26 protein-coding genes are annotated in these 25,175 nt (G+C 75.9%); 13 read left to right on the forward strand and 13 right to left on the reverse strand.

Features of this window, described 5'->3' with window-relative positions; translation table 11 throughout:
* Positions 1-14 precede the first annotated feature (14 nt).
* The 4 genes from RMN56_RS26990 to RMN56_RS27005 form a co-directional block, all read right to left on the reverse strand.
* Positions 15-395, reverse strand: coding sequence for an Hsp20/alpha crystallin family protein (locus tag RMN56_RS26990; protein WP_313720438.1), 381 nt, complete (start codon positions 393-395; stop codon positions 15-17).
* Positions 396-512: 117 nt separating this feature from the next.
* Positions 513-1,034: a DUF2087 domain-containing protein gene (locus tag RMN56_RS26995; protein WP_313720439.1), complete on the reverse strand. Its 522-nt coding sequence runs from the start codon at positions 1,032-1,034 to the stop codon at positions 513-515.
* Between the two features lie 102 nt (positions 1,035-1,136).
* A complete protein-coding gene (locus RMN56_RS27000; RefSeq protein ID WP_313720440.1) occupies positions 1,137-1,700 on the reverse strand; it encodes an isochorismatase family protein in 564 nt (187 codons plus the stop codon).
* Between the two features lie 67 nt (positions 1,701-1,767).
* Positions 1,768-2,271, reverse strand: coding sequence for a MarR family winged helix-turn-helix transcriptional regulator (locus RMN56_RS27005; RefSeq protein WP_313720441.1), 504 nt, complete (start codon positions 2,269-2,271; stop codon positions 1,768-1,770).
* A 69-nt stretch (positions 2,272-2,340) separates the two neighbouring features.
* Between RMN56_RS27005 and RMN56_RS27010 the strand changes: the two genes are divergently transcribed.
* Positions 2,341-3,576: an MFS transporter gene (locus tag RMN56_RS27010; protein WP_313720442.1), complete on the forward strand. Its 1,236-nt coding sequence runs from the start codon at positions 2,341-2,343 to the stop codon at positions 3,574-3,576.
* 10 nt (positions 3,577-3,586) lie between these two features.
* Here the strand turns inward: RMN56_RS27010 and RMN56_RS27015 are convergent, their stop codons facing one another.
* Positions 3,587-3,982 (reverse strand): cupin domain-containing protein, encoded by a 396-nt coding sequence (locus RMN56_RS27015; protein ID WP_313720443.1) that lies wholly within the window; start codon positions 3,980-3,982, stop codon positions 3,587-3,589.
* A 27-nt stretch (positions 3,983-4,009) separates the two neighbouring features.
* Positions 4,010-4,495 carry a GNAT family N-acetyltransferase gene (locus RMN56_RS27020; protein ID WP_313720444.1) on the reverse strand — a complete coding sequence of 162 codons (486 nt, stop codon included), beginning with the start codon at positions 4,493-4,495 and terminating at the stop codon, positions 4,010-4,012.
* A gap of 97 nt (positions 4,496-4,592) precedes the next feature.
* On the opposite strand from RMN56_RS27020, the gene RMN56_RS27025 reads away from it, so the two are divergent.
* Positions 4,593-6,140, forward strand: coding sequence for an ArnT family glycosyltransferase (locus RMN56_RS27025; RefSeq protein ID WP_313720445.1), 1,548 nt, complete (start codon positions 4,593-4,595; stop codon positions 6,138-6,140).
* A gap of 54 nt (positions 6,141-6,194) precedes the next feature.
* Positions 6,195-7,013, forward strand: a complete 819-nt coding sequence (locus RMN56_RS27030; RefSeq protein ID WP_313720447.1) for a TIGR04222 domain-containing membrane protein — start codon at positions 6,195-6,197, stop codon at positions 7,011-7,013.
* Between the two features lie 45 nt (positions 7,014-7,058).
* Here the strand turns inward: RMN56_RS27030 and RMN56_RS27035 are convergent, their stop codons facing one another.
* On the reverse strand, positions 7,059-8,537 hold the full coding sequence (locus RMN56_RS27035; protein ID WP_313720448.1) for a vWA domain-containing protein: 1,479 nt from the start codon (positions 8,535-8,537) through the stop codon (positions 7,059-7,061).
* A 213-nt stretch (positions 8,538-8,750) separates the two neighbouring features.
* On the opposite strand from RMN56_RS27035, the gene RMN56_RS27040 reads away from it, so the two are divergent.
* The 6 genes from RMN56_RS27040 (at position 8,751) to RMN56_RS27065 (ending at position 16,323) form a co-directional block, all read left to right on the forward strand.
* Complete coding sequence (locus tag RMN56_RS27040; protein WP_313720449.1) at positions 8,751-10,217, forward strand: hypothetical protein; 1,467 nt, start codon at positions 8,751-8,753, stop codon at positions 10,215-10,217.
* Between the two features lie 37 nt (positions 10,218-10,254).
* Positions 10,255-10,866 (forward strand): hypothetical protein, encoded by a 612-nt coding sequence (locus RMN56_RS32770; RefSeq protein ID WP_376787348.1) that lies wholly within the window; start codon positions 10,255-10,257, stop codon positions 10,864-10,866.
* Between the two features lie 211 nt (positions 10,867-11,077).
* A complete protein-coding gene (locus RMN56_RS27050) occupies positions 11,078-11,659 on the forward strand; it encodes a hypothetical protein (protein WP_313720450.1) in 582 nt (193 codons plus the stop codon).
* On the forward strand, positions 11,656-14,883 hold the full coding sequence (locus RMN56_RS27055) for a glycosyltransferase (protein ID WP_313720451.1): 3,228 nt from the start codon (positions 11,656-11,658) through the stop codon (positions 14,881-14,883). The genes RMN56_RS27050 and RMN56_RS27055 overlap by 4 nt, the downstream gene beginning before the upstream one ends.
* A gap of 276 nt (positions 14,884-15,159) precedes the next feature.
* Positions 15,160-15,642 carry a hypothetical protein gene (locus RMN56_RS27060; RefSeq protein ID WP_313720453.1) on the forward strand — a complete coding sequence of 161 codons (483 nt, stop codon included), beginning with the start codon at positions 15,160-15,162 and terminating at the stop codon, positions 15,640-15,642.
* 162 nt (positions 15,643-15,804) lie between these two features.
* Entirely contained in the window at positions 15,805-16,323 is a 519-nt protein-coding gene (locus tag RMN56_RS27065; RefSeq protein ID WP_313720454.1) for a DUF5956 family protein, read from the forward strand.
* A gap of 371 nt (positions 16,324-16,694) precedes the next feature.
* On the opposite strand, the gene RMN56_RS27070 is transcribed toward RMN56_RS27065, so the two are convergent.
* Positions 16,695-17,174: a DnaJ family domain-containing protein gene (locus RMN56_RS27070; RefSeq protein ID WP_313720455.1), complete on the reverse strand. Its 480-nt coding sequence runs from the start codon at positions 17,172-17,174 to the stop codon at positions 16,695-16,697.
* A gap of 244 nt (positions 17,175-17,418) precedes the next feature.
* Between RMN56_RS27070 and RMN56_RS27075 the strand changes: the two genes are divergently transcribed.
* Positions 17,419-17,847, forward strand: coding sequence for a YkvA family protein (locus RMN56_RS27075; protein WP_313720456.1), 429 nt, complete (start codon positions 17,419-17,421; stop codon positions 17,845-17,847).
* Positions 17,848-17,858: 11 nt separating this feature from the next.
* On the opposite strand, the gene RMN56_RS27080 is transcribed toward RMN56_RS27075, so the two are convergent.
* On the reverse strand, positions 17,859-18,407 hold the full coding sequence (locus RMN56_RS27080; RefSeq protein WP_313720458.1) for a GNAT family N-acetyltransferase: 549 nt from the start codon (positions 18,405-18,407) through the stop codon (positions 17,859-17,861).
* Between the two features lie 101 nt (positions 18,408-18,508).
* On the opposite strand from RMN56_RS27080, the gene RMN56_RS27085 reads away from it, so the two are divergent.
* Complete coding sequence (locus RMN56_RS27085) at positions 18,509-19,159, forward strand: LysE family translocator (protein ID WP_313720460.1); 651 nt, start codon at positions 18,509-18,511, stop codon at positions 19,157-19,159.
* 34 nt (positions 19,160-19,193) lie between these two features.
* Here RMN56_RS27085 and RMN56_RS27090 read toward each other — a convergent pair whose 3' ends face one another.
* Genes RMN56_RS27090 through RMN56_RS27105 form a run of 4 tightly spaced genes read right to left on the reverse strand, consistent with a single transcriptional unit; the run spans position 19,194 to position 22,552 of the window.
* The gene (locus tag RMN56_RS27090; protein ID WP_313720461.1) at positions 19,194-19,703 is read right to left on the reverse strand and encodes an NUDIX hydrolase; all 510 of its coding nucleotides are present in this window, start codon (positions 19,701-19,703) and stop codon (positions 19,194-19,196) included.
* 9 nt (positions 19,704-19,712) lie between these two features.
* Entirely contained in the window at positions 19,713-20,537 is an 825-nt protein-coding gene (locus RMN56_RS27095; RefSeq protein WP_313720462.1) for an SDR family NAD(P)-dependent oxidoreductase, read from the reverse strand.
* Positions 20,534-21,847: a flavin-containing monooxygenase gene (locus RMN56_RS27100; protein ID WP_313720463.1), complete on the reverse strand. Its 1,314-nt coding sequence runs from the start codon at positions 21,845-21,847 to the stop codon at positions 20,534-20,536. Before RMN56_RS27100 ends, RMN56_RS27095 begins: the two co-directional genes overlap by 4 nt.
* Positions 21,848-21,901: 54 nt before the next feature.
* Entirely contained in the window at positions 21,902-22,552 is a 651-nt protein-coding gene (locus RMN56_RS27105) for a TetR/AcrR family transcriptional regulator (protein ID WP_376787237.1), read from the reverse strand.
* 72 nt (positions 22,553-22,624) lie between these two features.
* Between RMN56_RS27105 and RMN56_RS27110 the strand changes: the two genes are divergently transcribed.
* Positions 22,625-23,971 (forward strand): MFS transporter, encoded by a 1,347-nt coding sequence (locus RMN56_RS27110; protein ID WP_313720464.1) that lies wholly within the window; start codon positions 22,625-22,627, stop codon positions 23,969-23,971.
* Positions 23,972-24,012: 41 nt separating this feature from the next.
* The gene (locus tag RMN56_RS27115; protein WP_313720465.1) at positions 24,013-25,164 is read left to right on the forward strand and encodes a hypothetical protein; all 1,152 of its coding nucleotides are present in this window, start codon (positions 24,013-24,015) and stop codon (positions 25,162-25,164) included.
* The last annotated feature ends 11 nt before the right edge of the window (positions 25,165-25,175 follow it).

Raw genomic sequence — 25,175 nt, forward strand, 5'->3', positions numbered from 1 at the left:
CCGGCGGCGCCTCGTCAGGCGCTGATCTCGCGGGGGCCGTTGCCCGCCGCGGTGACCGCGATCCGGCGCGGCTTGGCCCGCTCGGAGATCGGGATGCGCAGGGTCAGCACGCCGTTCTCGTAGCCGGCCTCCAGCCTGTCGGTGTCGAGGGTGTCGCCGAGGAAGAGCTGACGGGTGAAGGTGCCCATCGGCCGCTCGGCGCGGACGGTCAGCACGTTGCGCTCCACCGTGCAGTCGATGCTGTCCGGGTCGACGCCGGGCAGGTCGAAGGCGGCGTAGAAGAAGTCGCCGTCGCGGTAGGCGTCGAGGTGCATGACCGCCGGCCGGGCCGTGGTGCCGAAGAACTGCTCGGTGAGCCGGTCGATCTCGCGGAACGGGTCGGTACGCATCAACATGGTCGTGCCTCCTCGGTTCTCCTGGCCGAAGGTGTCAAGTTGAGTCAGGGTGACTCAAGTTCCCGATTCCTGTTTTAGCGCGACACGGCCACGCCGTCAACCCGGGCCCGGAGCAGCTCACGGTCGCCAGTAGACGCCGTGCTCGCGGGTGAGCAGCAGGTCGTCGATCAGGTAGCGGCGCAGGCTCACGTGGTCGGCCTCGCCGCCCTCGCACCACCGGCGCAGCGCATCGTCCACGGCCCGTTCCGGATAGCGCACGCCCGGCTCGAAGGAGCGCTCGGTGATGTGCTCCAGCAGCACCCGGCGGCGACTCCGCTGGGCGGGCAGCCGGGTCAGCGTGCCGTCCCGAAGGAAGGTGCGCAGGGTCGTCTCGCGGGGGGTCGCGGCCGGCGCCGGGGCGGGCGGGCCGCCTACGCGGGCGAAGTCCCGCAGCCGCTGGCCGTCGACCCGCAGCCCGGCCCCGTCGTCGGTCAGGACGCCGACGTCGGTGAGCCGGCGGACCGCGGTGGCGGCGTCCCGGGCGGACAGCCCGGTCCGGGACACGACGGCGGGGATGTCGGCGGCGCCGAGCACGATCGCGGCGAAGACGGCGCGGCGGCGCTCGTCGGCGAGCGCCCCCGCGAGGGCCTGTGCACTCATGACGGGCAGCCTGCCAGCGCCCGCCCCCGAGCGGCCACGGGTTTTCCGCCGGTCCACCGGTATCCGCCGGGCCGCGGCCAGCTGCCGGCGCGGCGGCCCGGATCAGGCGTGGACCGGCGCGAACTCGACGTCGGCGGTGTCGATCGTGCCCGCGGTGCGGCCGGGCGCGGAGTGGAAGCCCCAGTAGAGGTTGGTGTGGGCGATGACCTGCTCCGGCGGCGGGGCGCCGTAGGCGGAGAGGTCCTCGGTGGTGTGGGCGTCGGCGACCAGCGTCGCGTCGTAGCCACGGGTGATCGCGCCGTGCAGCGTGGACCGGATGCACGCGTCGGTCTGCGCGCCGGTCACGACCAGCCGGCCGACGCCGCGCGTGGCGAGGACCGACTCCAGGTCGGTCTCCTCGAAGGAGTCGCCCCAGGCTTTGTGCACCAGCGCCTCGCTGTCGCGGCGCACCAGCTCGGGCACGTACTGCCACTGCTCGCTGCCGGTGGGCAGGTCCTCGCTGCGGTGCTGCACCCAGACCACCTCGACCCCGGCGGCGCGGGCCCGGTCGACGAGGGTGGCGATGTTGCCGACCACCCGGTCCCGGTCGTGGGCGTGCTGCACGACGCCGTTCTGCACGTCGATGACGAGCAGAGCGGTGTGCGGTCGGTCGACGAGCGTGCTCATGGCGCCTCCCGGACGGGTGTCGGCTGGTGCTGACCAACCTAGCCCCGACCACCGACACTCCGGCCGGTCAGATCCGGCCGGGCGGCGGCTCGGCCGCCAGGGTGACCCGGCGGAGCAGGCCGGACAGGGTCCGCCGCTCGTCCGGGGTCAGCACACCGAAGACCCGGATCTCCTCGTCACCGACCACCCCGATGGCCCGCCGCCAGGCGGCCCGGCCGGCGTCGGTGAGCTCCACGTCGATTCGGCGGCGATCCACCTCGGACGGGATCCGTCGGACGAAGCCCCGGCGGACCAGTGCGTCCACCCGCGCGGTGATCGAGGCGGGCGCCATCCGCAGGTCGCCGGCGATCTCCGAGGGCGCCGCCCGGCCGCCCCGGCCGGCGAGGGCGTGCAGGGTGCCGTACTCCTTCTCCTGGAGGTCCAGCTCGGCCAGCGCCCGGTCCTTCACCTCGCGCAGGTGCCGGCTGAGCAGCAGCATCCGGATGACCGCCCCCTCCACGTCGGGGTCCAGGTCGGGCACCACGGGCAGCCAGCGTTCGATGTGCTGCTCGACGGGATCGCGGTCGGTCACAGGAGCAACGGTACGCCGACGACGAAATATTCGCTGTCGAAATATTCGGCGTCGAAGTACTCTGCTCGAATGACGCATCCCCTCCGGCTCCGGGCCTTCCGCCTGCTGTTCCTCGGCCGCACGGTCTCGGCGGTCGGCGACGCCGTGGTCCCCACCGCGCTGGCCCTGGCCGTGCTCCGGGCCACCGGCTCGACCGCCGCCCTCGCCGTGGTGCTCGGCTGCGCGATGGTGCCCCGGCTGCTGCTGCTCCCCCTCGGCGGCGTGGTCGCCGACCGCTTCGACGCCCGCCGCGTCGCCCTCGGCACCGACCTGGTGCGCTGCGTGGCCCAACTGGTCGTCGGCATCGAACTGCTCGGCGGCGTCCCCACCCTGGCCCACCTCGCGGTCGCCTCCGCCGTCGGCGGCGCGGCCTCGGCGTTCGCCATACCGACCTCGTCCCCGCTGGTCGCCGGCACCGTCGACGCCGGCGGCCGGCAGCGGGCCAACGCACTGATGGGCGCCACCGGCAACGCCAGCCGGCTGGCCGGCCCCGCCCTGGCCGGGCTGCTGGTCTGGACCGTCGGACCGGGGTGGGCGTTCGTGCTGGACGGCGCCTCGTTCGCGGTCAGCGCCGCGCTGCTGGCCGTCATCCGGGTGCGGCACGTGCCCGTCCCGCACCGGTCGCTCCGCGCCGACCTGGTGTTCGGTTGGCGCGAGGTCCGCGCCCGCGACTGGTACTGGAGCAGCCTGATCGCCCACGGCGTCTGGAACGGCGCCGCCGCGGTGCTGCTCACCCTCGGCCCGGTCGTCGCCGTGGACCGCCTCGGCGGCGAAGGCGTCTGGGTGCTGCTCCAGCAGGCCGGCGCCGTGGGCCTGCTGGCCGGGTCGCTGCTCGCCGCCCGGGCCCGCCCCCGCCGGCCGGTGCTGCTCGGCAACCTGGCCCTCGCCGCGTACGCGGCGCCGTTGCTGCTGCTCGCCGTCGCCGCGCCCGCCCCGGCGACCGTGACCGCCTACTGCCTCGCGCTGGTCGCCCTCGGCTTCCTCAACCCGGTCTGGGAGACCGTCGTGCAGGGCCAGTTCCCGCCCGAGGTGCTCGCCCGCGTCACCTCGTACGACTGGCTCATGTCGCTGGGCGCCATGCCGCTCGGGTACGCCCTCGCCCCGCTCGCCGCCGGGGCCTGGGGCGCCCCCGTCCCGCTCGCCGTGGCCGGGGTGCTGGTCCTGGTCGCCTGCGTCGGGACGGCCGCCGTCCCCGGCGTACGCCGGCTGGGCTGGCCGGCCCCGACCCCGCCGGCCGCCGCGGAGCCCGCACCGGTGGGGCGCTGAGGCGGGTGGGTCAGAGCCGGTGCCCCGTGGTGGTGTCCACGTGCCCGGGCACCTCGTCGTGCCGCTCCCCCACGCTGGACGTGCCGGACGGCTCGAACATCAGGATCGACGCGCCGTCCGGCGCGGACGGCCGGTGCTCCACCCCGCGCGGCACCACGAACACCGCGCCGCGCGGCAGCACCACCTCGCGTTCCGCGCCGTCCGCCCCGTCGCGCAGGGCGATGCGCAGCTCGCCGTCGAGGACCAGGAAGAACTCGTCGGTGTGGTCGTGGGCGTGCCAGACGTGCTCGCCGGCCACCTTGGCGATCCGGACGTCGTAATCGTTGACGGTGGTGACGATGCGGGGACTCCACAGCTGGTCGAAGCGCGCCAGGGCGGCGGCCAGCTCGATCGGCTCAGGGCTCATCGGCCCATCCTCGCGCAGCGCCGGCGCTCACAGGGGACGGTGCATGACGTGCAGCCCCACCCGCCCGAGCGTGGGGTGCGCGAAGGACTCCGGCACGGTGCCGACCACCGTGAAGCCGAGCCGCCGGTACAGCGCGACGGCCGCCGTGTTGGTCTCGACCACCGCGTTGAACTGCATCGCGGCGAAGCCCTCCCGCCGGGCCCAGTCCAGGGCGTGCTCGCACAGCGCCCGGCCGACGCCGCGGCCCCGGGCGGCGGCGGCCACCATGAAGCTGGCGGTGGCCACGTGCGCGCCCGGCCCGGGCCGGTTGGCGCCCATCTTGGTGGTGCCGAGCACCGTGCCGTCCTCCTCGGCGACCACCGTGCGGCCCGGCGGTCGTTCCACCCACACCTCGTGGGCCACCTCGGCCGGCCACGTCGGGTCGTACGGGAAGGTCTCCTGGGCGGCGATGACGTCCTCGACGATCGGCCAGACCTGGTCCCAGTCGGTCTCGGCGTACTCCCGGATGCGCATGCCGGGCACGGTAGCCGGGCGGTGGGCGGCCGGATACCGATTTGCGTCCGGCGGCGCGGGGCAGCGCGAGGTGGCCGGGCGGGACCATCATGGACGGGTGGCCGAACCCGTCACCGACCTCGACCGCCCCGACACCGGGGCGTCCGCCGCGCCGACCACCCCGCCACCCGGGCCGCGCACCGCCGCGCCCTGGTTGGTCGGCGGGGCCGTCACCGCCGTGCTGCTGCTGCTCGCCGGGCGCTACGGCAACCACCGCGACGAGCTCTACTTCCTGCTCTGCGGCCGGCACCTCGACTGGGGCTACGTCGACCAGGGCCCGCTCGTGCCCGCCCTCGCGCGGCTGGCCGACACCCTCGCGCCCGGCAACCTGGTGCTCCTGCGCACCCCGTCGGCGCTGATCGCCGGCGCGGCTGTGGTGCTGGTCGCGGCGATCGCCCGGGAGTTCGGCGCGGGCCGCGGCACCCAGCTGGCCGCCGCCGTGCTCGCCGCCGCGGCCGGGGTGGTGCTGGCCCCCGGTCACCTGCTCAGCACGACCACGGTCGACCTGCTGGTCTGGCTGGTCGCCGCCTGGTGCGCGGTGCGGATGCTGCGCACCGGCGACAGCCGCTGGGCGCTCGGCATCGGCCTGGTGCTCGGCGCGGGCACGCTCAACAAGCTGCTGCCCGGGCTGCTCGCCGTCGGACTGCTGGCCGGGGTGCTCATCGCCGGGCCGCGCCGGCTGCTGCGCGACCGGTGGGTGCTGGCCGGCGCCGGCGCCGCCGCCCTGCTCGCCGTGCCCTACCTCGCCTGGCAGGCCACGCACGGCTTCCCCCAGCTCTCGGTGGCCTCGTCGATCGCCGGTGGCGACAGCTCCTACAGCGGCCGGCTCGACGCGATCGTGCTCCAGCTGCTCATCATCAGCCCGTTCGCCACCCCGGTGTGGATCGCCGGGCTCGTGGCGCTGCTGCGCCGGCCCGGCTGGGCGGCGTACCGGGCGCTCGGCTGCGCCTGGCTCGTGGTGTTCGCGATCGTCGTGCTGGCCGGCGGCAAGGGCTACTACGACGCCCCGCTGCTTTTGGTGCTCACGGCGGCCGGCGCGGTGGTCACCGCCGACTGGGCCCGGCGCGGCGTGGCCCGGGCCCGGCAGGCGCTGCTCGCCACGGCCGCCGCCCTGATGGTCGCCAGCAGCGCGATCCTGCTGCTTCCCACCCTGCCCGCCGACCGCCTGCCCGGCTTCGTGGTCGAGGTCAACTACGACGCGGGCGAGACCATCGGCTGGCCGGCGTTCGCCGACTCGGTCGCCGCCGTGCACCGGGCCCTGCCGCCCGAGGAGCGCGACCGGGCGATCGTGCTCACCGGCAACTATGGCGAGGCCGGCGCGCTGGCTCGCTACGGCCCGGCCCGCGGCCTGCCCCGGGCCTACTCCGGGCACAACAGCATGGCCGGGTTCGGCCGGCCGGCCGACGACGCCGACGTGGTGATCGTCGTCGGCTGGGAGCGACCCGACCCGCTGCGCGCCTGGTTCACGGAGGTCACCGAGGCCGGCCGGGTCGACCAGCGCGTCGACGTGGACAACGACGAGAACGGCGGGCCGATCTTCGTCTGCCGCGGCCTGCGCCGCCCCTGGTCGCAGATCTGGGACAGTGAGGTGAGCCACGCCTCCTGAGCGGCGGGCGCACGGCCGCCGGGCGACCGGTGGGACCGGGCCATACTTGTCGCCATGCTCTGGGGTGTCAGCGGACCGCTCTTCCTTCTCGACTACCTGGGTGCGGTCGCCGTGGCCGTCGCCGTCGCGCTGGCGGCGCGGGAGCTGACCGGCCGGCAGGCCCGGGGGGACCTCCCGGACGCGGTCGAGCTGGCCTACCTCACCGACCGCGCCCTGCTGGCCTGTCAGGTGGGCGTGGCCGCGCTGCACCGCGCCGGCGTCGTACGCCTCGGCGAACTGGCCACCCTGTCCGTGGACGGCCCGCCGCCGCCCCGGTCGCCCGCGCTGGTCCGCGCCCTGCACGCCGCGCTGCGCCGGCCGCAGACCTGGGCCGCGGTGCTCGCCGACCCCGGTGTCGGCCGGGCGCTGCGCCGGCTGGTCGGCCGGCTCGTCCGGGACGGCTGGCTGCTCACCCCGGCGCAGCGGCGACGCATCGCGCTGGGCACCCTGCCGCTGTTCGCGGTCGCCGCGGTCGGGGTGACCCGGCTGGTGGAGAGCGCCGTCGAGGGACGGGACGCCGGTGGCCCGGCCTCCGTGGTGGGCCTGCTGCTGTGCTGCCTGGCCACCGCGCTGGGCGGCTGGTGGCTGTGCGAGGTGCCGGAGACCGGCGCGGCCGCCCGCCGGCTGCTGCGCCGACAGCGCCGGGAGCACGCCGAGCTGGATCCGCAGCGGCGGCCGACCTGGCGGGAGCGGGGCGCCGACCAGCTGCTGATCGCGATGGCGCTGTTCGGGCCGCGCCCGCTGCTCGCCGTCGACCCGGGTTTCGCCGTGCAGGTCGGCGTCGACCCGGAACGCAACCGCCCCGCCCCGGAGCCGAAACCCGCCCGCCGCTGACCGGGCGGGGCCGGCGCCTCCCCTGCCCGGCGCCGGCCCCACCGCTCAGCGCAGCTCGTCGGCGGACCGGATCACCCGCGCCAGGTCCCGCACCTCGGCGTCCTCGGTGGCGGCGGCCGCCCCGTCCGCGATGGTGGCCAGGTCGGTCAGCCGGACCGGCCCGTCGGACTCCGCACCCCGCAGCGTCTCGGCGAACCAGGCCGCCGCGTAGCAGGCCCGCAGCCGCGGTGAGGCCGTGGCGAAGCCGGGCTGCACGTCGGCGACCGTCACCGACCCGTACGTCTCGGCCGGGGTCCGGTCGGCCGGGTCGGTCCAGCGCACCTGCACCTGGGCGATCCGGTCCGAGGGGGCCGCGCCCTCGGCGAGCCGGACCGCGTACAGCGCGGTGACGCTGTGCCCGGGGCCGACCTCGCCGCCGTCGACCCGTTCGTCGCGGAAGTCCTCGTCGGCCACGGCGCGGTTGTCGTAGCCGACCAGCCGGTAGGAGCGCACCGCCTGCGGCGCGAAGGTCACCTGCACCTTGGCGTCCAGCGCCCGCACGCTGAGCGTGGCCGGCAACTGCCGGACGAACACCTCGCGGGCCTGATCCCGCTCGCTGACGTAGACGGCGAAGCCGTCGCCCCGGTCGGCGAGCTGCTCCATCAGCTCGTCGCCGTAGCTGCTGCCCACGCCCACGCCGAGCAGGGCGATCTGCTTCTCCGCCTCGGCGCGTACCCGGCGCAGGATCGGCTCGGCGTCGGTGCTGCCGACGTTGGCCAGCCCGTCGGAGAGCACGATCACCCGGTTCGTCCGGCCGGGGCGGAAGCCGTCCCGGGCCACCCGGTACCCGAGCACCAGCCCGGCTTCCAGGTTGGTGCTGTCCCGGGTGTGCAGCGAGTCGATCGCCGCGTGCAGCGGCCGGGCGTCGGCGACCGGTGTCATCTCCCGCACCACCCGGGCCTCGTCGCTGAACTCGACCACGGCGATGGAGTCGGTGGGGCGCAACTGGTCCACCAGCGTGTGCAGGGCGTCGCGGACCAGGTCGAGCCGGCCCGGCTCGCCCATCGATCCGGAGACGTCGATGACGAAGGTGAGCGCCGCGTCGGGGCGGCGTTCCTCGTCCTCGGCGCGGGTCTGCAGGCCGACCCGCAGCAGCCGCTCGTCGGCGGCGGCCTCGTGGGTCTCCGGCAGGCGGGCGCCGTCGACGTGCACGGCGAAGCCGTCCCCGGCGGGCTGCGGGTAGTCCTGGCGGAACGAGTTGACGAACTCCTCCGGCCGCACCGCGCCGCGCTCCGGCAGCCGGCCGTCCATGATGAGCCGCCGGGCGTAGCCGTACGACGCGGTGTCGACGTCGACGGCAAAGGTGGAGAGCGGGTCGTCGGAGGCCCGGGTCTCGTCACCGGACCAGGGGGCGCCGGAATCCGGGCGGACCGGCCCGTGGGCCGCGCCGCTGCGCTGTCCGCCGCCGTCGGCGGTGCAGGCGCCGGCCGTCACGGTGGTCGCCAGCGCCGCCAGCAGCAGCACCGACCGTCTCAGGTGGACCATGGTTCCTCCAAGGGGTGGGGACGGGTCATGGCCATTGACGCAGGGCGACGAGGTGGCGGATCCCGCCGTGGCCGAGCCGATACCCAAGCGCGACCCTCGTGACCGATCCGTGCGCGGGCCGTTACCTGAGCGGCCCGGCGGGCGGCGGCGTCGTCCATGGGGCAGAGTGGGCGCACGGCCGGCGGTGGCCGGTGGCGAGCAGGAGGTGAGCCCGTGGACGGCCCGACCGGGGTGGTGTTCCCCGCGACCGGCGACGGCCGGCGCAGCACGACCGTGCTGGGGCGGGCGGTGGTCGCCGACGCCCTGCGGGCGGTGGACCCGGTCGGCGCCCGTTCCGCCGAGCACGAGACCGACTGGCGGCACGGCTACCTCGGTCACTTCCGCCGGCTCGTCGAGGCCGGCCTGCTGTCCCGGGAGGCCGCGCTCACCGTCGCCCGGGACGGGCTCGCCGGCCTGCACGACCGGATGCGCTACATTCCCGCCGATGGCGGCGAGGTCGCGCTGGACGAGGCGTTCGCGCTGCCCGATGAGGAGCCGCCGCTGCAGACCGCCACGGTGACCGGCGCCGGCCCGGTGGAGCGTGAGCTGTCCGTGCCGTACCGCGGGCAGCGCCTGCGCGGCGACGACCTGCGCCGCCGCCTCGACGCCTGGGTGGACGCGGGCGTCGTCGAGCCGAGCTTCGCCGAGGCCGTCCGGGCGGTGCAGGCCAACCCGGACTGGTTGGACCTGTGCGACCTGCGGATCGTGGTGCTGGGCGCGGGCGCCGAGATGGGCCCGCTGCCGTCGGTGCTGCGCTGGGGCGGCGACGTGGTCGCCGTCGATTTGCCCCGCCCGGAGATCTGGCGCCGCCTGCTGCGCGCCGCCCAGCGGCACGGCGGCCGGCTGCGCCTGCCGGTGCGGCCCGGCACCGGCGACGGCGACGCCGCCCTCGCCGCCGGCGCCGGCGCCGACCTGCTGCACCGCCTGCCGCAGGCCGCCCGCTGGCTCGACGGCCTGGACGGCCGGCTCGTGCTCGGCAACTACGTGTACGCCGACGGCGCGACCAACGTCCGGGTCGCCACCGCGGTCGACGCGCTCACCGTTCACCTGGGGCGACGTCGCCCGGACACCGCGCTGGCCTTCCTGGCCACCCCCACCGACGTGTACGCCGTGCCCGCCGAGGCGGTGGCCCACGCCGAACGCGGGTACGCCGCCCGCGGACTGGCACGCCGGTCCCTGCGGCTGCTCTCCGGCGGCCGGCTGCTGCACCGCAACTACCCGCCCGGCGCCGATCCCGGGATCAACGACAGTCTCGTGCCGCAGCAGGGGCCGAACTACGCGCTGGCCAAGCGGCTGCAACGCTGGCGGGCGGCCGTGGCCCGGGACGCGGGCGCCACCGTGTCGTTCACCGTGGCGCCGCCCACCCGGACCCGCTCGGTGCTGCGCAACCGCGCTCTCGCGGCCGCGTACGCCGGGGCGCACCGGTTTGGCATCGAGGTGTTCGAACCGGCCACCAGCAACACCCTGATGGCCGCGCTGCTCGTGCACGACCTGCGCACCGGCGGCGGTCCGGTCCAGGACCACCCGTGGCGGGACGAGGCGTACGCGGCGGCGCACGGCGGCCTGTGGCGGGTGCCGTACGCCCCGCGCAGCGCGCTCGGCCTGGCCGTGCTGCTGGGACTGGGCGGCGCACGGGCCTGACAGGTTTCCTTCTCTCGGGCGCCGGGAAGGCACCGGCATGGCCGAGACCTTCGCAGATCAGGACCTGACCACCCTGCGGTCCATCGCGCGCGGGGCCGGAATAACGGACACCGAGCGCATGCCGCACGACGAGCTGGTCGACATGTTGCGCCGCGCAGGGCTGGCCGACCCGGACGCCCGGCCGGTCGACACGAGCCTGGCCGATCCGGGTGACCCCGGTGTGCCCGGCGCGTACCACGCGCAGGGCGTCGGACGGCGGGAGTCCGCCGGCGGCGCGGGCGGGCAGACCGCCTCCGCCCGCGGCGCGGGCGAGCAGACCGCCGACTGGCCGGACCAGCCGACCGACGATCGGGCCGGGCTGTCCGGTCTGCCCCGCAGCAGCCTGGACCTGGGTGATGAGAGCACCGGCGGGCGGGCTGCCGAGGAGGCGATCGGCGCCCGGCCCGGGGAGTCCGGCACCGAGATCGACGACCGCACCGAAGACGACTGGCCGGATCAGCCGACCGACGATCCGGCCGGGCTGTCGGGTCTGCCGCGCAGCAGCCTGGACCTGGGTGACGAGAGCACCGGCGGGCGGGCTGCCGAGGAGGCGATCGGCGCCCGGCCCGGGGAGTCCGGCACCGAGATCGAGGATCGCACCCAGTCCTGAGATCGACGGGAACCGCGAGTCACCCTCCGCTGCGGGGGGTGACTCGCGGGACATTTTGGACCGTTGATCCTGTTTGGTCGCCCGATGCACCTCTGCGTCGTCTGAGACGAATATGCCGGGTCTTCCAGATATGCGAATAGTGAAAGATCGCCCCACGCTCTCACTTTCAAACAAGGACATACACTCACAAGCTCCCCAATAGCCTCAGCCGGTGGCTTCTCGCATCTCGTTCGACCGGCTCCCCGGCGGCCCGCACCCTCCGATGACAACAGTCCCGCCCCGACCCGCCCGCCCGGTCTTCGTCGACGCCACCGGCGCCCGCCGGCAACGGATCCGGCGCGCCGGCATCCTCCTCGCGCTGGCCTCGCTGAGTTACCTGCCGATGGCCGGCGCCGCCCTGCTCCCGGGCCCGGCGACGCCGATGCTGCCCGGCCCCGTCTCGGTCGGCGGCGCCCCGAGCGGCGCAGCCACCCGCCCACCCGCCCTCGCCCCCTCGCCCGGGACCCCGCAGCCGCGACCGGCTCGCCCGTCGACGAAGGCGGGAGCGCCAGTGGCGCCGGCCCTCGCGCAACGCCCGGCCCGCAACGCGCGACCGGCGCCCCGGCAGGTCGACCCCGCCCCGGTCGGCGCACCGCCGCAGGACCCGCCTGCCGCCCCGACCACGTCGCCGACCCCGCCGCCGCAGGACCCGACGCCGCCCGTCACCCCGACGCCGTCCGCGACCACCGAGCCCGGCACCACCCCGCCGACCCTGCCCGCCCTGCCCGAGACCGGTCCGGAGGTCGTCGGATGACGCTCCCGAGCCGTCGCACCGCCGGCCGCTTCGTCGTCGCGTCGCTGGCCCTGGTGGTCGGGTCCGTGCTGCTGGTCGAGGCGTACGCGAACGCCAGCTTCCGCCCCGACCACGTCCGTGACGCCGAGGACCAGGTCACCGTGCCCGCGGAGATCCTGCGCGGCGGCCCGGTGCTCGACGCCCGGGGCGCGCAACCGCGCACCTACCGGCTGCCCGCGCGGACCATCGCCCTCACCTTCGACGACGGGCCGGACCCGACCTGGACGCCCCGGGTCCTCGACGTGCTGCACCGACACCACGCCCCGGCCACCTTCTTCGTCATCGGGTCGCAGGTGGCCCGCCACCCGGACCTGGCCCGCCGCGCCGTGGCCGAAGGGCACGAACTGGGCGTGCACACCTTCACCCACCCCGACGTCAGCCTGCTGCCCGCCTGGCGGCGGCGGATGGAGTACGCGCAGACTCAGATGGCGATCGTGCACGCCGCCGGGGTCCGCACGAGTCTGCTGCGCTTCCCGTACTCATCCGAGCCCAGCGCCGTCGACGACGCGAACTGGCCGGTCATCCGGCAGGCCGCCGGGCGGGGCTACCTGACCGTGGTCAACGACCTCGACGGCGAGGACTGGACGCGGCCGGGCGTGGACGCCATCGTGCGGAACCTGACGCCGGCCGGCGACGCGGGTGCCGTGGTGCTGCTGCACGACGCCGGCGGCGACCGGTCGCAGACCCTCGCGGCCCTGGACCGCTTCATCCCGCTGATGCGCGCCCGTGGCTACACCTTCACCACGGTCAGCGGAGGGATGAACCGGGCGCGACCGGAGGCGGCCGCGTTCGCCGGCAACGTCGCGGCGTCCACCGGGGACCGCTGGCGGGCCGCCCCGATCTGCTGGGCCGTCCGGTTGGCCGACGGGATCCTGCGCGGCCTCGCCCTGCTCTTCGTGGTGGTCGGGCTGCTCATGTTGACCCGTACCCTGCTGCTGCTCCTGCTGGCACGTCGGCTCGCCCGGCGCCGACGGGCGCACCGCTGGCCCTGGGGAGTGACGACCGCGCCGGTCTCGGTGATCGTGCCCGCGTACAACGAGCGGGCCGGCATCGTCGCCACCGTCCGGTCCCTGGTCGCCAACGACCATCCCGGGATCGAGGTGATCGTCGTCGACGACGGCTCGACCGACGGCACCGCCGACCTCGTCGACGCGCTCGGCCTGCCCGGCGTCCGGGTCATCCGCAAACCCAACGGTGGCAAGGCGACCGCCCTCAACACCGGACTCCTGTACGCCTCGCACGACATCATCGTCACCGTCGACGCGGACACCGTCTTCGAGCCGGACGCGATCCGGCGGCTCGTCGAGCCGTTCACCGACCCGGGGATCGGCGCGGTGGCCGGGAACGTCAAGGTCACCAACCGGCACCGGCTGCTCGGGAAGTGGCAGCACATCGAGTACGTCATCGGCTTCAGCCTCGACCGCCGGTTCTACGAGAAGCTGGGCTGCATCCCGACCGTGCCCGGCGCGATCGGCGCCTTCCGTCGCCGCGCCCTGACCGAGGTCGGCGGGGTGAGCGGCGACACACTGGCCGAGGACACCGACGTCACCATGGCGGTCCTGCGGGCCGGGTGGCGGGTGGTGTACCAGGACCGCGCCCGGGCCTGGACGGAGGCGCCCGCCTCGGTGGGCGACCTGTGGCGGCAGCGCTACCGCTGGAGCTACGGCACCCTCCAGTCGATGTGGAAGCACCGCGGCGCATGGCGTGACCGGGGCCCCGGCGCCCGGTTCGGCCGGTTCGGCCTGCCCATGCTGGCCCTGTTCGGCGTGCTGCTTCCCCTGCTCGGGCCGGTGCTCGACGTGCTCGCCGTCTACGGACTGTTCTTCCTGGACACCAAGGAGACGGCCGTGGCCTGGCTGGTCATGCTGGCCGTGCAGATGCTCACGGCGGCGGTGGCCTTCAAACTCGACCGGGAACCGCTGCGCCCGCTGCTCACCCTGCCCATCCAGCAGTTCGCCTATCGCCAGCTGATGTACCTGGTGCTGGCCCGGTCGATGGTCACCGCGCTGACCGGCGCCCGGCTCGGCTGGCGCCGGGTCAAGCGGGCCGGCGAGGCGGTCGAGAAGACGCCCGTGCCGCAGGGCGCCGGAGCGCGGCCGGGCCGGGACCGTTGGTTCGACACCCTGCGGGCCCTCGCGCTGGGCCGGGTCATCGCGTACCACCTGTTCGGCGCCGCCTGGCTGAGCTTCGCCTTCCCCGCCATGGGGGTGATGTTCGCCGTCGGCGGCTCGCTCATGGCCCGCTCACTGGACCTTACGCCGGAGCGGGCGGTCAGCGGCCGGCTGCGTCGCCTGCTGCCCGGACTGTGGGCGCTGGGCCTGGTGCTGGTGCCGCTGATGCTCTGGCACGGCTGGTCCGACCGGCCCGCCTGGCCGGCGCTGTTGAGCTGGGCGGTGCCGCTGGTGCAGCCGCCGGGCAACGAGTGGGCGGCGGACGTGACCGGGGTGCTCTGGTACCTGGTGACGTACCTCTGGTTGGTGCTGCTCTCCCCCGCGATGCTGGCGCTGCACCGGCGGTGGCCCCTGTGGTCGGTGCTCGTGCCACTGGCCGGCGTGGTGCTGCTCCAGACCGTGGCGCCCGGGTTCGACGGGCCGGTCGAGTCGGTGCTGACCGACCTGGTCACGTTCGCCGCCTGCTGGATGGTGGGCTTCGCGCACCAGGACCTCCGGTTGCGGCGGCTCCCGCTACCGGCGCTGCTGGGCCTGGCGGTGCTCTGCCTGGGCGTGGCGGTCGGCTGGCTGGCCACGCATCCCGGCGTGGGCCGCGACCTCAACGACATCCCCGTGGCGCAGGCGTTCTGGTCGCTCGGGTTCGTGCTGGTGCTGCTGCGCGCCGCGCCGCCGATGGGCTGGCTGTCGCGGCTCCGGTCGCTGGATCGGCTGGTGACCGCGCTGAACAGCCGGGCGCTGACCATCTACCTCTGGCACAACGCCGCCATCGCGCTCTGCTTCGCCGTGGGCGACTCGATGGGTCTCTGGCGGGTCGGCCAGGTGGGTTACCTCGCGGGCGCCCTCATGCTGCTCACCGGCGTGGTGCTGGCCCTCGGCTGGATCGAGGACCTCAGCGCTCGGCGGCCACCACGACTGCTGCCCTGGCCCCGCCCCACGAGCGGCCCGCACACCGGGAAACCTCCGGTCGCGCGTCCCACCACGGTGCAGCGCGAAGCGACCCCGATGCGGACGTGAACACGTGCAACACGAACGTTCAAATCATCATAATCAGGTCAATATGACTGATACTTGACTCAGGTGGCGGGCCCTCCGACCCGCCCACCTCGGAGACGACGTCACCGCGGGGCGGCAGCCCACGGCGACGCCAAGGCGGTGATTGGGGTGATCACCGCGGCCGGCACGGGTCCCGCCCTCCTACGGGCCCGTGCCGGCCAACCCCGACCCGGGCGGCGCACCGGCCGCCCCGAACTCAGGACGCCTGACCCCTCGCAGGTCAGAAGCGGAGCGAAGATGGCGATGCGGCACCCGCCGACCCCGGCGGAGCAGGAGCTGTGGAACGCGGTGGCGGCCGGGGTGCGGGCCGCCGACGAGTCGGACCCGGCCGGCGTCGACGCCGCGGTGGACCGGCTGGCGCGACTGCCGCACCCGTGGGCGTACCACGTGCTCGGCGACACCGCCGCATTGCTCGTCGAGGAACTCGACCCGGACGGGCAGGACGTGTGGCCGCTGCTCGCGGCGCAGCTCGACGACGACACTTCCGCCGCCACGGTGACCCGGCGCCGGGCGTCGCCGTACCCCGGTGGCCGGCGACCGGACCGGTACGGGATCGGCGAGCCGGCGGCGCTGCGGCGGCGACTGCTGCTCATCGCCCGGCTGGCGGACGCCACCGAGGTAGGGGTCGGCGCGTTCCTCGACGTCGCGCTGGCCACCAACGCGGCGCGGGCAAGGCAAGCGCCCGCCCACGCGCTCCCGCACTGCCGCCTGGGGCAGTGAGCAACACCCGATACACCAAAAGCGTCATTATGGTGCGGTGGCGTTTTGTCCCTTTTGTGGCGAGGAATTACCGGATTATTGTTAACGGCAATCCGATAATGGCTGGGTTTGAGCTGACTCAACAGCGGCGCCGCCGCACGAGCGTGGCCGTACAGTGCGGGGATGGACATCGCCTACGACTGGGGCATCGACCAGCCTCCCGACCCGGCCGCCGACCGCGCCGACGACGTGGATGGGCTGACCTCGGAGCAACTGCCGGAGGTACGGGAGCTGACCGCGCAGGGCTGGCATCTGGCGTCGGACGCGCCCATGCTGGTCTTCCTGCCGGCGGTATGGCCCCGGAAACTGAGGACGTGGGTGCCGGACCGGGCCACCCGCTACGAGTGGTGGTACGAGCAAGAGCCGAAAACCCGCCGGGTGATCCGCGAGCAGACGGTCCACTCCAGCTGGGAGTCACGCAACGAGGTCGAGAACGACAACGACGCCCTGCTCGCCGAGACGGGCGTCACCGGCCGGCCGCGGGGCCGGCTGTGGCTGCTGAAGCCACCGCCCGGGTTCGACTCCGTCGACGACTTCCTCGCCGAGCTCGGCCGCCGCGCTGATGCCGCCGGCATCGACGGCGCGTGCAGCCCGCAGTACGTGCGGTTCACCACCGAGCTGCTGGCCGAGCTGACCAAATAGCGACGGTGGCCGCCCGGCACCCGGCCGGGTACCGAACGGCCATCGTGACGAGGCTGAGTCAGGCCTAGGGCACCGGCAGTACAGGGTTCGTGTTGCAGCGGTCCCAGCGGCCGGTGTGGATGGTCGGGGCGTAGCCGCCGCCGGCACGCTCACGTACACCCGGGTGGCGGCGGACACGGCGCAGCCGCTGCTCGCCGCCGCGCTGGTGGTCACCGGCGTCGGATCTTCCAGCAGCTCGGCGGGGCGTTCGGCGGGGCGGTGCTGGCCGTGGTGCTGCAACGGCAGCTCGCCGGTCCGGCGTCTGCCCGGTCTGAGTGGCCGCCGTCGAGGGGACCACCGGCTCGGGGGTGGTCCTCCCCGGCGACGGCGGATCAGCGGCGGCGCCAGGGCCACCACGAGCGGCGCTTCGGCGGGGCCGGGACGGCCACCGGGTCCGTGGCCACCGGCATGCGCTCGGCCGCGGCCCTCTCCCGGGCGGCCCGCCAGTCGCGGACCACGTCGTCGGCGTTGACCGGACGCACCACCACGCGCGGCCCGGTGGGCGCGCGCAACCAGGCCACCACCTCGGCGTTGAGGGCGGCCACGTACGCCCGCACCGACTCCTCGGTGGGCAGGTCGCGGACCTCGCCGGGGAGTTCCTCGATGCGCCGGCGCAGTTGCAGCGGGGTGGGCAGGAGCAGGTCGCCGGGGAGCTGTTCGCGCTCCAGGAAGCTCCGGATCCACCAGCCCTCGTCGTAGGGCATGTCGCGGCCGGGGATCGGCTTGCCGGCCCCGGGCAGGTTGTCGAACTCGCCGCGCTCCTGGGCCGAGCGGATCTGCGCCTCGACCGCGGCCTCCCAGCCTGTCGTCACCGCCGTCACCTCCCGTTCCACCGTATCCGCCGGTCACCGACCCGGTTCAGCGCCCGCCGCGACCGGGCTGTTCCCCGCCCGGGCGACCCCCGGCGGGGTACGGGTGAGACACCGGCCACAGCCACGGCGCGGAACCGGGCAGAGACTCCGAGGTGCTCCGGCACCGCCGGCTGAGCGCGGTACGGCGTACATTCCGGGGTGGGTCGGCGGGCGACCCGTACCCCGGCAGGGAGGGACCACCGGCGTGCGCGACTGGCTCATCGGACTCGGCGTCGCGGTGGCCTGCCTCCTGGCCAGTTGGGCGCTGCTGGTGCTGCTGGCCCGGCGGCTGCCGCCGGGGATCCTGCGCGACCTGGCCGCCTTCATCCCGGACTGCCTGACCACCGTGCGCCGGTTGCGCCGCGACCCCCGGGTGCCGCGGCGGGCCCGGATCGCGATCGTGTTCGCCGGGCTCTGGCTGGCCAGCCCGATCGACCTGATCCCGGAGTTCCTGCCGGTCATCGGCCCGCTGGACGACATCGTGGTGGTGGCGCTCGCGCTGCGGTACGCCGGCCGGCAGGTGCCCCGGCAGGTGCTGCTCGACGCCTGGCCGGGCGAGCCCCGGCTGCTGCTGCGCCTGCTCGGCCCGGAACCCACCGGCCGCGCGGCCGGCCCCGAACCGGCCGAGCGGTGAGCGCGGGCGCGTCAGGGCCGCAGGCGGACGTGCCGGTGGCCGTCGCGCGGGAACGGCGGCCGGGCCGGCAGCACCTCCGCGAAGGCGTAGCCGCTCTTCTCGGCCACCCGGCAGGAGGCCGGGTTGTCGACCTGGTGCAGCAGTTCCAAGCGGGTCAGGCCGCCTGCGGCGAACCGGGCGAACGCCCAGCTGGTGACCGCCTCCACGGCCCGTGGCGCGACCCCGCGGCCCCGGGCCGGCGCGGCCGTCCAGTAGCCCACCTCGGCGGCCGGCCGGCCGGGGGTGACCTCCTTGAGCACCACGTTGGCGACCAGCCGCTCCCCCTCGGCGGTGGGCTCCAGCACGGCGAAGCTGAACCGGCGGCCGGATGCCCAGCCCTGCCGGCTGCGGCGCAGGAAGGCCCGGGCGTCGGCGGGTGTCGTCACCGGGTAGCTGGTCCAGCTGCGCAGCACCGGGTCCCGGTACGCGGCCAGCAGCGCCTCGGCGTCGTCATCGCCCCACGGTCGCAGCAGCAGGCCGGGGGCGGAGGGGGTGGCGGCGGCATGGAGCACGATCGGCATCCCGGTAGTGTCGCCCGTCACGCCGCCGTCCCGCGAGCCCGCCCGCCCGGCGTCGTAGCACCGGCGTAGGGTCCGGGCAGGACGGACGACGGGGAGGTCGCGTGGTCACGGTCGGCGCGCTGGTGGGAATCGCCCTGGTGGCGTTGGGTCTGGTGCTCACGCCCGGCCCGAACATGGTCTACCTGGTGTCCCGCTCGGTCACCCAGGGGCGGCGCGCCGGCCTGGTGTCGCTGCTCGGTGTGGCCGTCGGCTTCCTGGTCTACCTGGCCGCCGCGGTGGCCGGCATCGCCACGGTCTTCGTGCTGGTCCCGCCGCTGTACACGGCCGTGAAGCTGGCCGGCGCGGCGTACCTGCTGTGGCTGGCCTGGAAGACGTTGCGCCCGGGTGGGCGGTCGGCGTTCACCCCGGCGCCGCTGCCACCGGACCGTCCGCGACGGCTGTTCACCATGGGCCTGGTCACCAACCTGCTGAACCCGAAGATCGCCATCCTCTACGTGTCGTTGCTGCCGCAGTTCGTCGACCCGGCGCGCGGGCACGTGGCGGTGCAGAGCCTGCTGCTGGGGCTGACCCAGATCGGCATCGCGCTGACGGTGAACGGGCTGATCGTGCTGACCGCCGGCACGGTGTCGGCGTTCCTCACCCGGCGGCCCGCCTGGGCGCGGGCCCAGCGCTACGTGATGGGCAGCGTGCTGGCCGGCCTCGCGGTGCGCATCGCCGCCGACCGCTCGCGCGCCGCCGTCGCCACCCCCTGACCGGCACGCCGCCGGAGCCGGCGGGTGGGACGCGTCAGAGGTTGTCCGGCTGGTGCAGGGCGGGGTGGTGCTCGCCGGGCGCGGCGTACCAGGGTCGGGGGTCCTCGCGCAGCGCCGTGGTGATCCGCAGGCGGGACCATTCGTCCAGGTCGGGCAGCGCGGCGGGGGCGAACCAGCCGACCGCGAGGGACTCGTCGCCGTCGGCGGTGGGCACGCCGCCGACGGGCCGGCAGCGGAACCAGACGTTGAGGTATTCGCAGGCGTCCCCGTTGGGGTAGACCACCGGGTGGGTGGCCACCCCGCCGATCCGCTCGATCTCGACCTCGATGCCGGTCTCCTCGCGGACCTCGCGGACCAGCGCGTCGGCGGGCTGCTCGCCGGGGTCGACGGTGCCGGCCGGCACCGACCAGCGGCCGTTGTCGCCGCGCCGGGCCAGCAGCACCCGCCCCGCCTCGTCGGTCACCACGGCGCTGACCCCGTAGAGCATGAGCAGGTCGTGTCCGATGTGCCGGCGCATCCGCGCGATGTAGGGCGAGACAGGCATGGCGGCACCCTACCGGCGGGCCTCCCGGTGCCGCCGCACCATGCCGGCGGCCAGGGGCGCGGCGTCCAGGTCCCCGGCGGCGACCCGCCCGGCGACGGTACGCCGCACCAGCCGGTCGGCCAGCGCGGGCGCGTGCCGGGCCAGGGCCAGCTCCAGCCGGCCCCGGGCGGTGGTGGCCACGTCCCGGGGCGCCCGGCGGGCGGTGGCGGCGCGCACGATCGCGGCCACGACCCCCTCGACGGGTTCCAGCCGGGACACCCCGCTCAGCGACAGCCCCGCCTCGGTGGTGCTGTCGTGGATCGGCGAGGCGACCATGCTCGGGTAGACGACGCTGACGCCGACGTGGGTGCCGACCTCGTGGCGCAGCGCGTCGGCGTACGCGACGAGGGCCCGCTTGCTCACCCCGTACGCGGCCGCGAGGGGCAGCGGCAGCACGGCCATCCGGCTGGCCACGAAGACCACCCGGCCGCGCGCCGCCTCCAGGGCGGGCAGCGCCGCCGCCGTGGTGCGCCAGGCGGCGAGCAGGTTGACCTCCAGCTGTCGGCGGACCACCTCGTCGGGCGGCAGCTCGGCCGGGGCGGGTCCGCCGACGCCGGCGTTGTTGACCAGCAGGTCCAGGCCGCCGAGCCGGTCCACGGCGGCGGCCACCGCGGCAGGCACGGCGGCCGGGTCGGTCAGGTCGCAGCCGAGCACCGGTGTGCCGCCGTCCTCGTCGGGGTGCAGGTCCAGCCCGACGACGCGGGCGCCGGCCGCGGTCAGCGCGGCACACAGGTGCCGCCCGAAGGTGCCCCGGGCGCCGGTGACCAGCACCCGCCGTCCGGCCAGCCCGCTCACCGCCGCACCCCGGCCCGGCGGCGCCCGGCGGCGAGCTCCCGCTCGAGCTCGCCCAGGTACGCGTCGAAGTCGACCCGCATGTGCGGCCGGCGCTGTCCCCACCGGGTGGTGGCGGCGCGCAGTTCCGCCCGGGAGGCCGCGGCCTGCCGGGCCGGGTCCGGCGGGGTCCAGGTGCCGGCGAGCCAGCCGGCGACCAGCCGGGCCTGGGCCTCGACCAGCGGGAACGCCGCCCCGGTGGACTGCATGAGGCCGACGAAGGCCAGCCCGGGGGCGTCCAGGTGGAACACGTGCCGGTACAGCGGCAGCCGGTCGGCGCCGTCGCCGAGCAGCTCGGGGTCGAGGAAGGGGACCTCCACCCGGTAGCCGGTGCACCAGACCACGAGGTCCACCTCGTCGGCGCGGCTGTCGGTGAACTCGACCCGGTCGCCGGCGAACCGGGCGATGCCGGGACGGGCCTGGATGTCGCCGTGGGTGAGCCGGGACAGCAGACCGTCGGAGAGGGTGGGGTGATCCTGGAGGAAGCCGTGGGTGGGGGCGGGCAGCCCGTACCGGGCGGCTGGGCCGACGGTGGCCGTGAGCATGGTCTGGCTGATCCGCTGTCGCAGCCGCCAGGGCAGCCGGCGGGCGAGCGCCCCGTTGAGGGTGTCGGAGGGCCGGCCGAGCAGGTACTTGGGCACCACCCAGACCCCGCGGCGCAGCGACAACAGGGTGCGCGCGGCGGCGTACGAGGCGTCGACGGCGATGTCCATGGCGGAGTTGCCGCCGCCGACGACCAGCACCCGCCGGCCGGTCAGCTGCTCCGGGCCCCGGTAGTCGTGGCTGTGCAGCTGCTCCGCGGTGCATCCGCCCGGGTACGGGTCGGGCCACTTCGGCACCCGGTTGTGCCCGTTGGCCACCACCATCGCCTCGACGTCGAGGCGGACCGGCCCGTCGGGTCCGGTGGCGTGCACGGTCCAGCCGCCGCCGGTCGCCCGGGTGACCCGCTCGACGGTGTGCCGCTGCCGTACGGCGTCGCGAAGGCCGAACCGGTCGGCGTAGTCGGCGAGGTAGCCGGCGACGCGGTGGTGGTCGGGGTAGTCGGGCCAGTGCGCCGGCATCGGGTGGTCGGCGAACTGGGTGCGCCCCTTGCTGGTGTTCAGGTGCAGCGTCCGGTACGCGGGCGAGCCCGGTGACCCGTACACCCAGAGGCCGCCGACGGTGTCGGTGGCCTCGAACGCGACCGCCGGCACGCCGGCGTCGGCGAGCGCCTTGAGGGTGGCCAGTCCGGCCGCGCCGGCGCCGATGACCGCGACCCGGGGTGGTGCCGCCATGCCCGCCTCCTTAATCCAACGACCGCTGGATAATCCTCGGCGGGCGGCGACACGTCAAGGGCTGGCCGGCGGGTACAGCCCGTCGAGGAAGCGGTGCACGAAGCCGCGGAACTCGCGCCGCTCCCGGGCGCCGGAGCCGCTGCCGGCGGCGAGGGCCACCACGTGACCGTGCACCGCCCAGACCAGGCTGCGCACGGTCACGTGCGGGGTCGGCTCGACCAGGGCGCCGCCCTCGGCGGCCGTGGCGAGCAGCTCCTCGACCAGCGCGTAGAGCGGGGCGGCGTAGCGCTGGTCCAGGTCGGCGTGCCGGTGTGGCTCCAGCCAGCGCCGCAGCCACAGGGCGGTCGTCTCCGGCCGGTCCTCCAGGAAGTCGACGAACACGTCGACCAGGTCGTGCAGCGTCCGCAGCGCGTCGGCGCGCCCGGCCGCCAGGGCCTGTCGGGCGCGCTCCCCGGCCACCTCGAGGACCTCCCGCTCGGCGGCGAAGACCCGGGCGAAGCAGGCGTCGTAGAGCTCCGCCTTCGTGCCGGTGTGGTGGGCGACGGTGGCCACGTCGACGCCCGCCGCGGCGGCCACGTCGCGCAGGCCGACCGCGTCGAAGCCATGCTCGGCGAAGAGCGCGGTGGCGGCGGCGAGCACCAGCTCCCGGGTGGGCCGCTCGTCGCCGCGGCGGGGCCGGCCCGGTCGCCGGCGGGGCATGGTCATCCCGCCATTGTTCCCCCTACAATCCAGCATCCGTTGGATTGGGGGTCGGCGTGCCCCGAGGAGGAGGCGGCGATGACGCTCGACCAGCGACGGCCGGCCGCCGCCCTGCCGCGCGGCCCGCTGGCCGGCTTCGCCGCCGGCTCGCTCGGCATGGGCGTGTGGGTCACCGTGCCCGGGCTGCTGCTGCTGTACTTCCTCACCGACGTCCTCGCCGTCGCCCCGTGGCTGGCGGGGCTGACCCTGCTGGTGCCGAAGATCGCCGACGTGCTGCTGCACCCCTGGATCGGGCACCGCTGCGACGTGGAGCAGGCCCGGCGCGGCCACCGGCGGCGGCTGCTGCTGGCCGGTTGCGCGCTGCCGCTGGCCTTCGCCGCGCTGTTCGCGGTGCCCGGCGAGCTGGCCGGCGCGCGCGCCGCGGCCTGGGTGGCGCTGTTCTTCGTCGCCGGGAACCTGCTCTTCGCCGCGTACCAGGTGCCCTACCTGGCCACCCCGGCGGACCTGCGGATCGGCTACCACGAGCGCACCCGGCTGATGGCCTTCCGGATGGTGGTCCTCACCCTCGGCATCCTGATCTCCGGGCTGCTCGCGCCGCTGCTGGCCGGCGGTGACACCGCCACCCGCGCCGGCTACCTGCGGATGGCGGCGCTGCTCGCGGTGGGGATGCTCGCGGCCATGGTGGTCGGCGTCGCCGGGATCGGCCGGCTGCGCCGCACCGCCGCGGCGCCGGCACCGCCGCACCGGGCGGGCGGGTGGGCGACCCTGGCGGCCAGCCTGCGCGACCGGCAGTTCCGCTGGCTGGTCGGCGCGTACCTGGCCATGTCGACCACCACCCACCTGGTGCTCGCCGGGGTGCCCTACTACGCCGAGTACGAGCTGGGCCGCCCGAAACTGACCACCGTGCTGGTCGCCGCGTTCGTCGCGCCGGCGCTGCTGGTCACCCCGGCCTGGCTGGCGGTGGCCCGGCGGGTCGGCAAGCAGTCGGCGCTGCTCCCCGGCCAGGTGGCCTTCGCCGTCGGCGCGCTGGTGCTGGCCGTCGGCCGGCCGGCCGGGCTGCCGGTGCTGGTCGGCGCGGTGGCGGTGCTCGGGGTGGCGTTCGCCGGGATGCAGTTGCTGCCCTTCTCGATGCTGCCCGACGTGATCCGGGCCGCCGACACCGACCGGGCCGGCACCTACACCGGGGTGTGGACCGCCACCGAGGCCACCGGCGCGGCGCTGGGCCCCTACGCCTACGCGCTCTGCCTGGCCGCCGGGGGCTTCGTGGCCTCCGCCGCCGGGCAGGCGGTCACCCAGTCGGCGGGCGCGCTCACCGCGATCCGGTACGGCTTCGGCCTGCTGCCGGCCGCCCTCATGGTGATCGCGGTGCTGCTGCAACGCCGCTACACCCTCGACCAGGCGGCCCGCGCCGACGCCGACGGGTAGGCGCCGCCGTCGTGATCTCCGGCAACTAGACTTCGCCGCCGATGGACGCCGAGACCGCCCCCGAGACCCGCCCCTGCGCCCACTGTGGACGGGACGTGCCGCAGCGCGTCGGCGCGGGCCGGCCCTTCCGGTACTGCCGGGACAACGACGGCGCCTGCCAGCGCGCGTCGCGCAACTCCCGGATGCGCCATCGCACCGCCCCGGGCCTGCCCGGGCAGGTGGCCCGCACCTGGGAGGCGGTGGACCGGCTCGACCAGATCGTGGAGACCCTCACCGAGGCGCTGCACGCCGAGCTGTCCCCGGCCGGGGTGGAGCGGCAGCTCGCCGAGGTCCGCGCCGAGACGGCCGCCCAGGTGGCGGCGGCGCACACCGAACGCGACGAGGCCCGCCGGGAAGCCGAGGACGCCGCCGCGGCGGCCGCGCGGGCCCGCCAGGAGGCGCAGGCGGCGCTGGCCGACCGCGACGCCGCCCGGGAGCGGGCCGAGCGCGCCGAGGCGGCGTCGACCGTGGCCGCCGACCGGGCCCGGCAGGCCGAGGCGGCCCGGGACGAGGCGCGCGGCGAGGCCGGTGCCGCGCAGGCGCTGCGGGTGCAGGCCGAGCGGGACCGCGACGCCGCCCGCCACGAGCTGCGTACCGTGCGGTCCGAACGCGACGGTGAGCGCCGGCGGGTCACCGACCTGACCGCCGAGCGGGACGCGGCCCGGGTCGACGCCGAGCGGGCCACCCGCTCGGCGGGTGAGGCCCTCGACCGGGCCGAGCGGCTGCGCGCCGAGGCCGACCGGGCCCGCGGCGACGCCGAGGCGGCCCGCGCCGAAGCCGACCGGGCCCGCACGGAGGCCGAGGCGGCGCGGCGGGCCGGGCAGGAGGCCGCCGAGCAGGCCCGCGCGGAGGCCGCCGAGGCGCAGGCCGCCCGGGACCGGGCCGAGGCCCGCCGCGCGGAGGCCGTGGCGGCCGCCACGGCCGCACGGGAGGAGCTGGCGGCCCGGACCGCCGAGCGCGACGCCCTCGCCGCCGACCTGGCCGCCGCGCGGCAGGCCGCGGCCGCCGTCGAGGCCCGGCTGGCCGAGCTCACCGTACGGGTGGCCGCCGCCGAGACCGACCGCGACGCCGCCCAGCGGCGGGCCGGTCAGCTCGCCGACCAGGTCAGCGACCTGGCCAGCGCCCTGGCCCGGCTGGGCTCCCGCACCGGCTGAGGCCGCCGGCC

The organism is Micromonospora halotolerans, from assembly GCF_032108445.1.
Lineage (GTDB): Bacteria > Actinomycetota > Actinomycetes > Mycobacteriales > Micromonosporaceae > Micromonospora > Micromonospora halotolerans.

Bases quoted from the DNA above. Each gene is read 5' to 3' on its own strand.
- RMN56_RS26990 (WP_313720438.1), bottom strand. From the start codon at position 395: ATGTTGATGCGTACCGACCCGTTCCGCGAGATCGACCGGCTCACCGAG.
- RMN56_RS26995 (WP_313720439.1), bottom strand. From the start codon at position 1,034: ATGAGTGCACAGGCCCTCGCGGGGGCGCTCGCCGACGAGCGCCGCCGC.
- RMN56_RS27000 (WP_313720440.1), bottom strand. From the start codon at position 1,700: ATGAGCACGCTCGTCGACCGACCGCACACCGCTCTGCTCGTCATCGAC.
- RMN56_RS27010 (WP_313720442.1), top strand. From the start codon at position 2,341: ATGACGCATCCCCTCCGGCTCCGGGCCTTCCGCCTGCTGTTCCTCGGC.
- RMN56_RS27015 (WP_313720443.1), bottom strand. From the start codon at position 3,982: ATGAGCCCTGAGCCGATCGAGCTGGCCGCCGCCCTGGCGCGCTTCGAC.
- RMN56_RS27020 (WP_313720444.1), bottom strand. From the start codon at position 4,495: ATGCGCATCCGGGAGTACGCCGAGACCGACTGGGACCAGGTCTGGCCG.
- RMN56_RS27030 (WP_313720447.1), top strand. From the start codon at position 6,195: ATGCTCTGGGGTGTCAGCGGACCGCTCTTCCTTCTCGACTACCTGGGT.
- RMN56_RS27035 (WP_313720448.1), bottom strand. From the start codon at position 8,537: ATGGTCCACCTGAGACGGTCGGTGCTGCTGCTGGCGGCGCTGGCGACC.
- RMN56_RS32770 (WP_376787348.1), top strand. From the start codon at position 10,255: ATGGCCGAGACCTTCGCAGATCAGGACCTGACCACCCTGCGGTCCATC.
- RMN56_RS27055 (WP_313720451.1), top strand. From the start codon at position 11,656: ATGACGCTCCCGAGCCGTCGCACCGCCGGCCGCTTCGTCGTCGCGTCG.
- RMN56_RS27060 (WP_313720453.1), top strand. From the start codon at position 15,160: ATGGCGATGCGGCACCCGCCGACCCCGGCGGAGCAGGAGCTGTGGAAC.
- RMN56_RS27065 (WP_313720454.1), top strand. From the start codon at position 15,805: ATGGACATCGCCTACGACTGGGGCATCGACCAGCCTCCCGACCCGGCC.
- RMN56_RS27080 (WP_313720458.1), bottom strand. From the start codon at position 18,407: ATGCCGATCGTGCTCCATGCCGCCGCCACCCCCTCCGCCCCCGGCCTG.
- RMN56_RS27090 (WP_313720461.1), bottom strand. From the start codon at position 19,703: ATGCCTGTCTCGCCCTACATCGCGCGGATGCGCCGGCACATCGGACAC.
- RMN56_RS27100 (WP_313720463.1), bottom strand. From the start codon at position 21,847: ATGGCGGCACCACCCCGGGTCGCGGTCATCGGCGCCGGCGCGGCCGGA.
- RMN56_RS27105 (WP_376787237.1), bottom strand. From the start codon at position 22,552: ATGACCATGCCCCGCCGGCGACCGGGCCGGCCCCGCCGCGGCGACGAG.
- RMN56_RS27110 (WP_313720464.1), top strand. From the start codon at position 22,625: ATGACGCTCGACCAGCGACGGCCGGCCGCCGCCCTGCCGCGCGGCCCG.
- RMN56_RS27115 (WP_313720465.1), top strand. From the start codon at position 24,013: ATGGACGCCGAGACCGCCCCCGAGACCCGCCCCTGCGCCCACTGTGGA.